The organism is Rhodococcus sp. P3_B8 (assembly GCF_056402775.1).
Genome location: NZ_JBFUGT010000187.1, coordinates 1 through 12429, shown reverse-complemented (window position 1 = coordinate 12429; position 12429 = coordinate 1). Strand labels below are relative to the sequence as shown.

The window sequence follows — 12429 nt, the reverse complement described above, 5'->3', positions numbered from 1 at the left end:
GCCCGGTCCGCATCACCCTGTTCGTCGGCGCCGTGGTCGCGCTCCTCGCCGCCTTCTTCCCGATGGGCACGCTCGAGGAGATGGTGAACATCGGCACCCTCTTCGCGTTCGTCCTCGTCTGCATCGGCGTCATCATCCTCCGCCGTACGCGTCCCGACCTGCCCCGCGGATTCCGCGTTCCGCTGGTCCCGCTCGTCCCCATCCTCGCCGTCCTGGCCTGCGGATGGCTGATGCTGAACCTGTCGGTCGAGACCTGGATCCGGTTCCTCGTCTGGATGGCCCTCGGCGTCGTCGTCTACCTCGCCTACGGCCGGCGCAAGTCGGTCCTCGGACAGAAGCTCGCCGCCCAGGCCGGCCCGCCCGAGGAGGAGAACATCCCGGAACTCGTCCAACGCTGATCTCGAACGAAAACGACTGCGCCGCACTCCCGATCCGGGGGTGCGGCGCAGTCGTGTATGCACGAGACGCTCAGATGAGCGGGTTGGCACCGTTCAGGAAGATCCACACGCAGACACCGGCGGCGACGCCCAGGATCAGCGCCGCGAACGACCCGATGAACGGGCGCGTCGCCCAGCCCCGGCGGCCGTCGAGCGAAATGCGTCCCGGCCCGGTGAGAATGATCACGCCGGCGCACACACCCAGCAGCGTCTCGTACTCGGTGCCCGCGGGCGCGAAGTACTCGAGCCCCGGTTCCGCGATCTGCCGGAACGCCCACGCATTGATCATCACGGCCAGCACCGAGGCCGCGGCGAGCGGGGTGACGAGACCGAGGATGAGCAGTGCACCGCCCGCGACCTCACCGATGGCACCCAGAATCGCGAGCAGTTTCGCTTGCTGGAACCCCGAGTTCACGAGTACCTCTTCGAACCCGTCGAGTCCCGGACCGTTCCACATCCCCGTCAGCTTCTGCAGACCGTGCACGAGTGCCGTTCCGCCGACCGCGAGTCGCAGGGCCAGCAGTCCGAGGTCCAGGGTGCCGCGGCCGATCTTCACGTCGCCCTCGCCGATCCGGTCGGTCGACGGATCGCCCGCTGTCGCCCCGAGGGACGCGCCGGAACCCGCGCCGATCACCTGGGTCGGCTGGTCCGACATGTCGGACGCCCCCGACTGCCGGTACGCGGGGATCTGCTCGGTGGGGAGTCCCCCGCCGCGCGCATCGCCGTAGTCGAGTTCGTCGTCGGTGTGCGGCAGACGCTGCCCCGCGGAACCGGATGTCGGCGTGGCCGACGGAAAGCGCTCGGTGGGAAGGTCGTAAGGGCTCGAGACCTTGCCGTAGCCGGGTGAGGCGCTCTGGTCGGCAGCACCCTGGTCCGACGACTCGCTGGGGTCTTTCCGCATGTCAGTCACACCGTCAAGCCTAGGTCGACCGGCCGGACATCGCTGGTAGGCGGAACCGGCGTGGCGGCGACCTCGCACTCTTCCGTAACGTCTCCATCATGATGGTGGGTGGGCGGCGCCGCACGGCGTCCCGCAAGATGGCGATGTCCGCACTGTGCGTGACGGCGGTCCTCGCCGCCGGATGCGCGAAATTCGACGACTCCGCGTCCTCCCCCTTCACACCCGAGCCGACCGGTGCCTCGGGCGCCGAGGTGGAACCGGAGAACCCGCCGCCGTCCACGACGACCACCCCGCCGCCGAGCGGTCCGCTGGGACCGTGCCAGGATCCGGACCCCAGCGTGATCGCCACCTGCCTCGACACCACCGGCGGACTCGTCGTCCTCCCCGACGGGGCCACCGCCCTCGTCGCCGAGCGCCGGACCGGACGCATCCTGCAGGTCGCCCAGGGGCAGACCCCCAAGGAGATCGCGCACGTCGACGTCGACGGCAGCACGGACGGCGGACTCCTCGACATCGCGCTGTCGCCGAGTTTCGTCGAGGACAACCTCATCTACGCCTACGTCACCACCCCGACCGACAACCGGGTGGTGCGGATCGCACCGGGAGACTCCGCCAAGGAGGTTCTCGGCGGGATCCCGCGCGGCGGCGCGGGAAATGCGGGTTCGCTCGAATTCTCGGGCGACGAACTGATGGTCCTGACCGGCAACGCGGGCAACGCCGCCGCGGCCGCCGATCCGGCGTCCCTCGCCGGGAAACTGCTGAAGGTCACCGCCCTGTCACCCGCACCGACACCGGCGCAGCCGCGCCCTCAGGTGGTGCTGTCGGGCATCGGGACCGCCGGTGGCGTGTGCGTCGACCCGGGTGTGGCCGTGTGGGTCACCGATCGCACCCCCCTGGAGGATCGGCTGCTGCGGGTCAGCGCCGACGGAGCCGTGTCGTCGCCGGTATGGACGTGGCCGGAGCGGCCCGGCGTCGGCGGCTGCGTCGCCGCCGGTGACGTCGTGGCGGTGTCACTGAGCACCGCGAAGGCGATGTCCGCACTCGCTGCCGACCCCGGCACGGGAGCCGTCACCACCGCCCCCGGTGTCATCGTCCAGGACCGGTACGGCCAACTCGGCGGCGCCGCGCTCGGACCCGACGGTCTCATCTGGGTGAGCACCGTCAACAAGACCGGCGGTCAGCCCGGACCCAACGACGACCGCGTGATCAAGATGCCCCTGCCGTCCGGTGGCGGCGGATTCGACTGACGGCCCCCCGTCGAAACGAACGGGACGCTCGTTCGGTTGATCCGAACGAGCGTCCCGTTGGTGCAGAAGGGGTTCAGCCGCAGGCCTCGATGACCAGTTCCTTGACGCGGGCCGGGTCGGCCTGACCACGCGTGGCCTTCATCACGTCGCCGACGATCTTGCCCGCGGCCGCGACCTTGCCGCCGCGAATCTTCTCGGCGATGTCGGGGTTCGCGGCCAGAGCCTCGTCGACGGCCGCCTTCAGCTTCGTGTCGTCGCGTTCGACGACCAGCTCGGGGTGGTTCGCGACGACCTGCTCGGGGTCACCCTCCCCCTCGAGCACGTGGTCGACCACCTGGCGGGCCACCTTGTTGTTGAGCTTCCCGCTGTCGATCAGCGCGACCACCTGCGCGACCTGAGCCGGCGTGATCGGCAGCTCGGCGAGTTCCACCCCGCGGGTGTTCGCCTGCTGCGCCAGGTACGACACCCACCAGGACCGTGCGGCCTCCGGGGAGGCGCCGGCCTCGACGGTGGCGATGACGAGGTCGAGGGCGCCCGCGTTGACGAGGTCGCGCATGACCTCGTCGGACACACCCCAGTCGGCCTGGATCCGGGCGCGGCGGACCCACGGCAGCTCGGGCAGGGTGCCACGCAGCTCCTCGATCCATTCCGCGCTGGGCGCGACCGGCTCGAGATCGGGCTCCGGGAAGTAGCGGTAGTCCTCGGCGGTTTCCTTGCGGCGGCCCGGTGACGTGGTCCCGTCGGCCTCCTGGAAGTGCCGGGTCTCCTGGATCACCTCACCGCCGGCCTCCAGTACCGCGGCCTGCCGGCGCATCTCGTACCGGACCGCCACCTCGACGCTCTTGAGGGAGTTGACGTTCTTCGTCTCGGTACGGGTGCCGAGTTCGGTTGCCCCGATCGGCATCAGCGACACGTTGGCGTCGCAGCGCATCGAACCCTGGTCCATGCGGACGTCGGAGACGTCCAGCGACTTCAGCAGGTCGCGGAGCGCGGTGACGTACGCGCGGGCCACCTCGGGAGCGCGGGCACCGGCGCCGCTGATGGTCTTGGTGACGATCTCGACGAGCGGGACCCCGGCGCGGTTGTAGTCGAGCAGCGAGTGGCTGGCGCCGTGGATGCGCCCGGTCGCACCGCCGACGTGCAGCGACTTTCCGGTGTCCTCTTCCATGTGCGCGCGCTCAATCTCCACGCGCCACGTGGTGCCGTCGTCGAGGACGACGTCGAGGTAGCCGTCGGTGGCGATCGGCTCGTCGTATTGGGAGATCTGGTAGTTCTTCGGCTGATCCGGGTAGAAGTAGTTCTTCCGCGCGAACCTGCCCCAGGGTGTGATCGAGCAGTTCAGTGCGAGTCCGATCCGGATCGCGGACTCGACCGCCGCCTCGTTCACCACGGGCAGCGACCCGGGCAGACCGAGGCACACCGGGCACACCTGCGTGTTCGGCTCGGCGCCGAACTCGGTGGGGCACGGGCAGAACATCTTCGTTTCGGTGCCGAGCTCTACGTGCACCTCCATGCCGAGAACAGGCTCGTACTTGGCGAGCACTTCGTCGTAGTCGAGGAGGTCCGGAGCGTCGACAGCAGTCATGCCACAGAGTTTATGCGTCCGGTGGTTCGCCGGAAAACGCGGTCAGCCGAAAAATGCGGCCGCCTCCTCGTACCGTTCCCGCGGCACCGTCTTGAGGCGCCGGGTCGCCTCCTGGAGGGGCACGAGGTCGATCGACGTGCCGTGCAGAGCCACCATATTTCCGAAGTCGCCGCGGTGGACGGCATCGGTGGCATGCACCCCGAAGCGGGTGGCGAGCACCCGGTCGTACGGCGTCGGGGTGCCGCCCCGCTGCACGTGCCCGAGCACCGTCGTCCGCACCTCCTTGCCGATGCGGCGGACGATCTCGTCGCCGAGCTGCTGTGCGACGCCGGTGAATCGTTTGTGACCGAACTCGTCGATACCGCCCTCACGCAGACTCATCGACTCCGGAGTCGGAGTGGCGCCCTCGGCGACGACGCAGATGAAATGCGAATCGCCGCGCTGGAAACGCTTCTTCACGAGGGAGCAGACTTCGCCGACGTCGAACGGGACCTCGGGAACGAGAGTGAGATGCGCACCGGTCGCGAGCCCGGAGTGCAACGCGATCCAGCCCGCATGCCGACCCATCACCTCGACGAGCATCACCCGCTGGTGGGATTCGGCGGTGGTGTGCAGGCGGTCGATCGCATCCGTCGCGATCGACAGAGCGGTGTCGAAACCGAACGTCACGTCGGTGCAGTCGATGTCGTTGTCGATCGTCTTCGGAACCCCGATCACGGGCACCCCACTCTCGGCGAGCCAGCTCGCGGCCGTGAGCGTGCCCTCCCCGCCGATCGGGATGAGCGCGTCGATCCCGTTGTCGTCGAGAGTCTGCCGGATCTGGTCGAGGCCGGCCTTCAACTTGTCGGGGTTGACCCGCGCGGTACCGAGGATGGTGCCGCCCCGGGTGAGGATTCGATCGATCCGGTCGTCGTTGGACAGCACGACCTTGCGATCCTCGAGCAGGCCGCGCCAGCCGTCACGGAATCCCACCACCGAGCTGCCGTATCGGCCGGCGGCGGTCCGAACCACCGCCCTGATCACCGCATTCAGTCCGGGGCAGTCTCCGCCTCCGGTGAGCATTCCGATCCGCATCCAAGCACCCCTCGTCGTCTCGTGTGGTGATGGTGGTTCTCATCACCCATCTTGCCGCTCGAACCGTGTTCAGGCACCTCGGACCGGCCGGTTTAGTCACCCAGGTGTGACGAGACCGCTCTCGTACGCCAGGACCACTGCCTGAGCGCGGTCGCGCAGATCCAGTTTCGAGAGCACCTTGCCGACGTGCGTCTTGACGGTCTGCTCGGCAACGAACAGGCGCTCCGCGATCTCGGTGTTGGACATGCCGCGGGCGATGAGTTCGAGCACCTCGCGTTCGCGGGGCGTCAGCGCCGACAGCGCGGCCGGTTTTCGGCGCGCCGTGCTGCGGCGGCTGGTCACGTCGGCGATGAGACGCCGGGTGACGGTCGGCGCGAGAAGTGCCTCGCCGTCCGCGACCACCCGCACCGCACGGATGRGTTCCTCCGCGGGCGCGTCCTTGAGCATGAAGCCGCTGGCCCCGATGCTCAGCGCCTCGTACACGTAGTCGTCGACGTCGAACGTGGTGAGCATGAGCACGCGCACCGGCGGATCGAAACCGGCCGACAGGATGATGCGGGCCGCGTCGAGTCCGTTCATCTCCGGCATACGGACGTCCATCAGGACCACGTCGGGTCGCAGACGCCGGACCTCGCTCACCGCCACCGCCCCGTCCGGAGCGTCACCGATGACACTGATGTCGGGCTGTGAGGCGAGCAGGGCTCCGAAGCCCTGCCGGACCATAGCCTGGTCGTCGGCGATGAATACGGTGATGGCCACCCAGCCAGCCTAGGCGGAGGCGACCGGGAACTCGGCGTGGACCTCGAATCCGCCGTTGTCGTGCAAGTGGGTGGTGAGTACGCCCCCGACAGCCTGCGCACGCTCACGCATACCGATGATGCCGTTGCCACCGGTCGACTCGTGCCTGGTCAGTGCGGAGACGAGACTCCGCCTCGGCGGCCCGTTCACGATCGACACCGACGCGATCGGCGACTCGTACGCGATCTTCACCTCCACCGCGGCGCCCGCCGCGTGGCGGGCCGTGTTGGCGAGGGATTCCTGCAGAATGCGGTACATCACGAGCCCGACCGACTCCGACACGAGCGTCGGGTCGCCGTCGACGTGCCAGGAGACGGGAATGCCGGCCCTGCGGCTGCCCTCGAGCAGCTCGCTGATCTGCTGAACCCCGGGCTGGGGCGCGTGCTCGGCCAGCTGGCCGTCGCTGCGCAGCACTCCGAGCAGTCCGCGCACCTCGTTCAGCGCGGCACGGCCGGCGGCTCCGATCGATTCGAACTCGGCCCGCGTCTCGTCGGACATGTCGGCGATGCGGTACGGCGCGCTCTGCGCCTGCACCACGACCATCGACATGTGGTGCGCGACGACGTCGTGCAGGTCCCGGGCGATGCGCGCCTTCTCCTCGAGGACCGTCCGGCGAGTGCGCTCGAGCTCGCTCAGCTCCTCCTGCTGTGCGAGTTGCCTGCGCGAGAGCACCAGCCACCGGATCAGCAGGCCGAAGACGACGATCGCGGTCAGGCCCACCGCCCACCCGCGGCCGTTGGTGCCCGGGGTGTCGGCGAGGAACAGCAGGACGGTGGAGATCCATGCCACACCGACGACCGGAATCGCGGCCCGCATGCTGACGGCGGCCAGCAGGGCGAGCATCACGAGGATGTGGACCACCTGCCACGGGTAGTCGTAGCCGCCCTGCAGTGCGAAGACGCGCGGAATCACCAGCGCCGAGATCGCGGAGACGGCCCAGGCCAGCGCCGGATTCGACCGGATGAGCAGGAACGGGAACGTCGCGAGCGCCGCCACGAACGGCTGGATGGGAGGACTGACCTGGTGGGTCAGCTGCAGCGTCGGCCACGCCACGGCGAACAGGATCGCCGTGACCACGACGATTGCCACGTTCAGCCACTGACCTTCGGCGGCTCTCCGGATGCGCGTCTTCGTCTTCACACTGTCGACAGTAGAAACCCTGGTCACGGAGTGTCCTCATACCCCGGGCCCATGTCGGCGTAGCCCCGGAGTATGAGATCGGGGCGCCCTCGCACCACGAAGCCAGGAATCGAACCGGTCTCCGGGGTGATGTGGCTGCGCAACACGAATTCATAACGTTCTCGTCATGCGAAAGACGGGGACACGGAGAACGACTTGGGCCGCGGTGGCGTGCGCCGCAACCGCACTACTGACCACGACAGGATTCGCAGGCACCGGCGCGGCGAGCACACCCCGGCACGAGAACGCCGCCGCCTCCGCCGCGGTGCACACCCTCACCGCACCGGCCGAGATCTCCGAGGACTCCATTCCCGCGGACTTCGCCGACGTGATGGGGTACACGCCGGTGCCGATCGACGGGATGCTCGCCAATCCCGGCGGGGACTGCTCGTCCCCCGTGCCGCTGCCCCTCGAGTTCGACACGTCGTGCAAGGCCCACGACCTCGGCTACGACCTTCTGCGGTACGCGTCACGGTCCGGCGAGGACCTGGGTCCCTGGGCGCGGCAGAGCCTCGACGCACAGCTGGATCAGCGCATGCACGCGGCGTGCGACACCCGCGCCGACGAGCAGGCACGGGCGCAGTGCTTCGTGATGGCGAACGTCGCGACCACCTTCGTCACCGGAAACAGCTGGCGCCAGGCCTATTCGGCACCGGTCACCGAATCCGGGCTCCCGTACGCACTGGCCGGCGGTGTCGGTGCCGCGCTCGTCGCGGGCGCGGCCTGGTCGATCCGCCGCCGCCCGCATCCGGTCGGAGCCGTCGCATGATCATCACCGCTCTGTCCGGTCCCGGACGGAGCACGGTGCACAGTCGCTCGCGCACGAAGCCGAATGCCCTGCGCCGCACACTGGTCACGACGATCCCGGTCTCCGCTCTCCCCCGCGTCTCCTCCACGATCGTCGTCACCGCCGTCACACTCGCCTCTCTCGCTCCCTCACTGCTCCCCCGGAGTGCGCTGACGCAGGCCCTGTTCACCGGCGTCCTCGCCGCGATCGGTTTCGGTTTCGTCGTCCTCGCCCGCCGCCTGCGGTACCTCGTCACCCGTTCGCGCAGCAACCACCCTCCGCGGGACTCGGTGCGTCTGCTGGTGCTGATCGGCGCCATGATCGTCGTGACCTGGGCGATCGTGCTCGCCGACCACTGGCAGGATTCGCTGCGCGCCGCCACGGCCATGCCGGGCATCGGGCCGGACCACTGGATAAAGGCGATCATCGTGGCGGCGCTGACGTTCCTGCTGTTCGCCGGCATCGGCAGCGTCGTCGGCACGGTCGCCCGCCGTCTCGGCTGGATCGGCAGCGCCACCACCGCCGTCGTTCTCGCGACCGCACTGCAACTGGTCGCCGGACCGGCATTGTGGGGAATGATGTCGCGTTCCTACAGCGACTCCAACGCGCTCGTCGACGTGTCCCTGCACCGGCCGATGTCCGCCGAACTGTCCGGCAGCCCGGACTCCGCGATCAGCTGGGAGTCGCTCGGGCGCCAGGGACGACGGTTCGTGGCGGCGGGCGAGCAGTCGGCCGCCATCCGCACCTATGTGGGGATGGATTCGGCGCCGGACATCGAATCGCGTGCGGCACTGGCAGTTTCGGAACTCGAGCGGGCCGGCGGATTCACCCGGTCCGCCATCGTCGTCACGGTGCCCACCGGCTCGGGGTGGATCGACGAGAACGCCGCCGAGGGATTCGAGGAACGCTTCGCCGACGACGTCGCCATCGTCGGCATGCAGTACTCGTACCTGCCGAGCTGGATCACGTTCGTGTTCGGGCGTTCCGCCGCAGACGAATCGGCGGCCGCGTTGTTCGATGCCGTCGCCGAGCGGATCGCCGACCTCCCCGACCTCCTGCGCCCGGCGCTGTACGTCTACGGTCAGAGCCTCGGATCCGTCGGCGGCAGTGCAATTTTCACCGACGCCGACCCACTGCGCGAGCGAGTCTGCGGTGCACTGTGGGCCGGCCCGCCCGCCGGCTCGGTTCTGACGGACGGGGCGACGGTGTTGGCGAACACATCCGACCCGGTGGTGTGGTGGTCCCCCGACCTGGTCCTGCACCGACCCGACCTCTCGCTCGCAGTACGCGATGCGCCGGTACCCCAATGGATTCCGGGCATCACGTTCCTGCAGACGAGTGTCGACCTGGTGTCCGCGCTGAACTTCGCAGCCGGCCACGGACACCGCTACGGCAGTGAGCAGGGCACCGCCCTGCCCGACTGCTCCTAGTTCGGCGAGCCGATCGGACCGCGTGCGGCCTCGTAGGCGGCACCGACGCGGTACAGCCGCTCGTCGGCCAGCGCGGGTGCCATGATCTGCAGCCCCACCGGCAGTCCGTCGTCCGCGGACAGTCCCGACGGAACCGACATCGCGCAGTGCCCCGCCAGGTTGGTGGGCAGCGTGCACAGGTCCGAGAGGTACATCGCGAGCGGGTCGCCGACCTTCTCGCCCAGCTTCCACGGGGTGAACGGGCTGGTGGGCGACACCAGGACGTCCACCTTCTCGTACGCCTTCTCGAAGTCCCTGGCGATGAGCGTCCGCACCTTGAGCGCCTGACCGTAGTAGGCGTCGTAGTAGCCGGACGACAGCGCGTAGGTACCGATCATGATGCGGCGCTTGACCTCCGGGCCGAAACCGGCGGCGCGCGTCGCGGCCATCACCTGGTCGGCGCTCATGTCGCCCTCGTCGACGCGCAGGCCGTACCGCATCGCGTCGAAGCGTGCGAGGTTCGACGACACCTCGCTCGGCAGGATCAAGTAGTACGACGCGAGCGCGTACTCGAAGTTGGGGCACGACACCTCGACGACCTCGGCACCGAGTTCCGTGAGTTGCGCGACGGCGGCATCGAAAGACGAGATGACCCCGGGCTGGTAGCTGTCGGAGTGCAGTTCCTTGACCACACCCACCTTCACGCCCTTCAGGTTGCCACCGGCACCCTCACGCGCAGCCGCCACCACGGGACGCACGGGCGCGTCGATCGACGTGGAGTCGCGCGGGTCGTGCCCGGCGATGACCTCGTGCAGCAGCGCCGTGTCGAGGACCGTGCGGCCGCAGGGACCACCCTGGTCGAGCGAGGACGCGCAGGCCACGAGGCCGAAACGGGAGACCGTGCCGTACGTCGGCTTGGTGCCGACCGTCGCCGTGACGGCGGCGGGCTGACGGATCGAGCCGCCGGTGTCGGTGCCGATCGCGAGCGGGGCCTGCCGGGACGCGAGGGCCGCGGCACTGCCGCCGCCCGAACCGCCCGGGATGCGCGTGGTGTCCCACGGGTTGCGGGTGGGGCCGTAGGCGGAGTTCTCGGTGGACGAACCCATCGCGAACTCGTCGAGGTTGGTCTTTCCCAGGATCGGGATGCCGGCCTCGCGCAGTTTCTTCGTGAGCGTCGCGTCGTACGGTGCGATCCAACCTTCGAGGATCTTCGACGCGCACGTGGTGGGCATGTCGGTGGTGGTGAAGATGTCCTTGAGCGCCAACGGAACTCCCGCGAGCGGGGAGGCGGGTGCATTGCCTGCGGCGAGGCTGCTGTCCACTTCCTTCGCCGACACGAGGGCCTGCTCGCCTGCCACGTGCAGGAAGGCGTTCAGGTCACCGTCGACCGCGGCGATGCGGTCGAGATGCGCCTGGGTGACCTCGACGGACGACACCTCACGGCTGTGGATCTTCGACGCGAGATCTGCGGCGTCGAGAGTGGTCAGTTCGGCGCTCATTCGCCCTCTCCAAGGATCTGCGGGACAGCGAAGCGACCCTGCTCGACAGCCGGTGCGCCGGACAGCGCCTGCTCGGGAGTCAAGCCGGGAACGATCACGTCGGGACGGGTCACGTTGGTGACCGCGTTCGGGTTCGCCATCGGCGGAACATCCTCGGCGGGCACCTCGGTGACCACCTTCACGTGGCTGAGAATCGAGTCCAGCTGACCGGCGAACTCGTCGAGCTCGGCATCGGTCAGGGCGAGTCGAGACAGCCGCGCGAGGTGCGCGACCTCGTCACGGGAGATGGCAGGCACCGCGGGGCCCCTTTCGGTTCGGACGTACACAAGTGGGTCCCAGCCTAGAGCGTGGCCCGATCAGCCGTGCAGCCAGCGCCGCAACCTGCCCGTCAGGAACGGCAGAACCACGAAGACCATCACCGGAGTCGTGACCACCGACGCCACCACGGTGCGCGTCACCACGTCCAGGGCCGAGAGCCGAGGAGTGACGAACAACGCGATGAGAAGTGAGATCGGGAAGAAACCGAGCCAGATGGTGACCGCCTGCTTCCACCGCGGCGGTGGCGGCGTGACCCGAACGGCGTGCGTGAGCGTCGACTGCGGTTCGAACCAGCCCTCCACCCCGGTCAGCCGGTGCGTGACCGTGTCCTGCGCGAGACCAGTTCCCCTGCCCACCCACACCTTCCTGGCGGGCGACGTCGTCCACGCGTCGAGAGTGTCCTCGTCCGCGAACCGGTACACCACGTGGTACTGCTCGGGGTCGGTCGCCGCGCGCAGCCATCCCCCGCCGAGGAACCCCGGGAACGTGCCCGCCATTGCCATCCCGGCGTCCGTCCAGCGCAGGAATTCCTGTTCCCGGCCCGCCGCCACCCGCCGCGAGACGGACGTCGTCACTCCCGTTGCCGTGATGTTCATGCACCCATGTTTGGGCTGTCGTGTTTCGCGGACGAGGCGAATCCGTATCGGCAGTGTCACGAATCGAGCGCGACCTGCACGTCCCCGTCCCGTCCCCGGCGAAGCCGCAGGGGGGACCGCATACTCGGGAACGAAAGTGCAAGGATGGTGAGCGACGGGGGTCGCAGGTACTCCCGCGTCTATCTCGTGGTGAAAGGGACGCACGTGTCGTATCTGCTTCGCGTCCAGCTCCCCGACCGTCCCGGTAGCCTCGGCTCTCTCGCCGTCGCCCTGGGCTCGGTGGGTGCTGACATTCTGTCGCTCGACGTGGTGGAACGGGGTGCCGGATTCGCCATCGACGACCTCGTGGTCGATGTCGAGCCGGGATCGCTCCCCGACACCCTCATCACGGCCGCCGAGAACCTGCCCGGCGTCACCGTCGACTCCATCCGGCCGTACGCCGGAATCCTCGACACCCACCGCGAGCTCGAGCTCATCGACCAGGTCGCCACCGCGGCGGACGATCGACTGCAGGTCCTCGTCGACGGGGCGCCGCGCGTGCTCCGGGTCGGCTGGTCCGTGGTCGCCGACCTCGGCCCGCACGGCGCATACCGTGTGGT

13 protein-coding genes are annotated in these 12429 nt (G+C 69.0%); 5 read left to right on the top strand and 8 right to left on the bottom strand.

From position 1 onward, the window contains the following. Positions 1-398 (top strand): APC family permease (locus AC1D1G_RS32220; protein WP_477955241.1); only part of this gene is annotated, 398 nt, incomplete at its 5' end. A gap of 70 nt (positions 399-468) precedes the next feature. Here the strand turns inward: AC1D1G_RS32220 and AC1D1G_RS32215 are convergent. Next, positions 469-1338: a DoxX family protein gene (locus tag AC1D1G_RS32215; RefSeq protein ID WP_280781776.1), complete on the bottom strand. Its 870-nt coding sequence runs from the start codon at positions 1336-1338 to the stop codon at positions 469-471. 98 nt (positions 1339-1436) lie between these two features. Here AC1D1G_RS32215 and AC1D1G_RS32210 point away from each other — a divergent pair, with 98 nt between their 5' ends. Then, entirely contained in the window at positions 1437-2585 is a 1149-nt protein-coding gene (locus tag AC1D1G_RS32210) for a PQQ-dependent sugar dehydrogenase (protein ID WP_280781722.1), read from the top strand. Positions 2586-2658: 73 nt separating this feature from the next. Here AC1D1G_RS32210 and gatB read toward each other — a convergent pair whose 3' ends face one another. The 4 genes from gatB to AC1D1G_RS32190 form a co-directional block, all read right to left on the bottom strand. Further along, the gene (gene gatB / locus AC1D1G_RS32205) at positions 2659-4170 is read right to left on the bottom strand and encodes an Asp-tRNA(Asn)/Glu-tRNA(Gln) amidotransferase subunit GatB (RefSeq protein WP_283334824.1); all 1512 of its coding nucleotides are present in this window, start codon (positions 4168-4170) and stop codon (positions 2659-2661) included. 42 nt (positions 4171-4212) lie between these two features. Further along, entirely contained in the window at positions 4213-5244 is a 1032-nt protein-coding gene (locus AC1D1G_RS32200; protein WP_005240365.1) for an ATP-dependent 6-phosphofructokinase, read from the bottom strand. Positions 5245-5340: 96 nt separating this feature from the next. Beyond that, entirely contained in the window at positions 5341-6003 is a 663-nt protein-coding gene (locus tag AC1D1G_RS32195; RefSeq protein ID WP_477955239.1) for a response regulator, read from the bottom strand. A gap of 9 nt (positions 6004-6012) precedes the next feature. Continuing rightward, positions 6013-7209: a sensor histidine kinase gene (locus tag AC1D1G_RS32190; RefSeq protein ID WP_283354805.1), complete on the bottom strand. Its 1197-nt coding sequence runs from the start codon at positions 7207-7209 to the stop codon at positions 6013-6015. Positions 7210-7348: 139 nt separating this feature from the next. On the opposite strand from AC1D1G_RS32190, the gene AC1D1G_RS32185 reads away from it, so the two are divergent. Then, positions 7349-7990 carry a hypothetical protein gene (locus tag AC1D1G_RS32185; protein WP_283354806.1) on the top strand — a complete coding sequence of 214 codons (642 nt, stop codon included), beginning with the start codon at positions 7349-7351 and terminating at the stop codon, positions 7988-7990. Then, complete coding sequence (locus AC1D1G_RS32180) at positions 7987-9438, top strand: alpha/beta-hydrolase family protein (RefSeq protein WP_477955238.1); 1452 nt, start codon at positions 7987-7989, stop codon at positions 9436-9438. The genes AC1D1G_RS32185 and AC1D1G_RS32180 overlap by 4 nt, the downstream gene beginning before the upstream one ends. On the opposite strand, the gene gatA is transcribed toward AC1D1G_RS32180, so the two are convergent. Genes gatA through AC1D1G_RS32165 form a run of 3 tightly spaced genes read right to left on the bottom strand, consistent with a single transcriptional unit; the run spans position 9435 to position 11830 of the window. Further along, positions 9435-10916, bottom strand: coding sequence for an Asp-tRNA(Asn)/Glu-tRNA(Gln) amidotransferase subunit GatA (gatA, locus tag AC1D1G_RS32175; RefSeq protein ID WP_317568943.1), 1482 nt, complete (start codon positions 10914-10916; stop codon positions 9435-9437). The genes AC1D1G_RS32180 and gatA overlap by 4 nt on opposite strands. Further along, entirely contained in the window at positions 10913-11212 is a 300-nt protein-coding gene (gatC, locus tag AC1D1G_RS32170) for an Asp-tRNA(Asn)/Glu-tRNA(Gln) amidotransferase subunit GatC (protein WP_112299402.1), read from the bottom strand. The genes gatA and gatC overlap by 4 nt, the downstream gene beginning before the upstream one ends. Before the next feature lie 60 nt (positions 11213-11272). Next, a complete protein-coding gene (locus AC1D1G_RS32165) occupies positions 11273-11830 on the bottom strand; it encodes an antibiotic biosynthesis monooxygenase (RefSeq protein WP_112299403.1) in 558 nt (185 codons plus the stop codon). A 204-nt stretch (positions 11831-12034) separates the two neighbouring features. Between AC1D1G_RS32165 and AC1D1G_RS32160 the strand changes: the two genes are divergently transcribed. Continuing rightward, the coding region (locus AC1D1G_RS32160) for an ACT domain-containing protein (protein ID WP_477955242.1) at positions 12035-12429 on the top strand (395 nt) is incomplete at its 3' end.

What these genes read in the sequence shown, in the direction of transcription:
- AC1D1G_RS32210 (WP_280781722.1), top strand. Translation starts at nt 1,437, where the DNA reads ATGATGGTGGGTGGGCGGCGCCGCACGGCGTCCCGCAAGATGGCGATG.
- AC1D1G_RS32215 (WP_280781776.1), bottom strand. Translation starts at nt 1,338, where the DNA reads ATGCGGAAAGACCCCAGCGAGTCGTCGGACCAGGGTGCTGCCGACCAG.
- AC1D1G_RS32165 (WP_112299403.1), bottom strand. Translation starts at nt 11,830, where the DNA reads ATGAACATCACGGCAACGGGAGTGACGACGTCCGTCTCGCGGCGGGTG.
- AC1D1G_RS32200 (WP_005240365.1), bottom strand. Translation starts at nt 5,244, where the DNA reads ATGCGGATCGGAATGCTCACCGGAGGCGGAGACTGCCCCGGACTGAAT.
- AC1D1G_RS32180 (WP_477955238.1), top strand. Translation starts at nt 7,987, where the DNA reads ATGATCATCACCGCTCTGTCCGGTCCCGGACGGAGCACGGTGCACAGT.
- AC1D1G_RS32185 (WP_283354806.1), top strand. Translation starts at nt 7,349, where the DNA reads ATGCGAAAGACGGGGACACGGAGAACGACTTGGGCCGCGGTGGCGTGC.
- gatA (WP_317568943.1), bottom strand. Translation starts at nt 10,916, where the DNA reads ATGAGCGCCGAACTGACCACTCTCGACGCCGCAGATCTCGCGTCGAAG.
- gatB (WP_283334824.1), bottom strand. Translation starts at nt 4,170, where the DNA reads ATGACTGCTGTCGACGCTCCGGACCTCCTCGACTACGACGAAGTGCTC.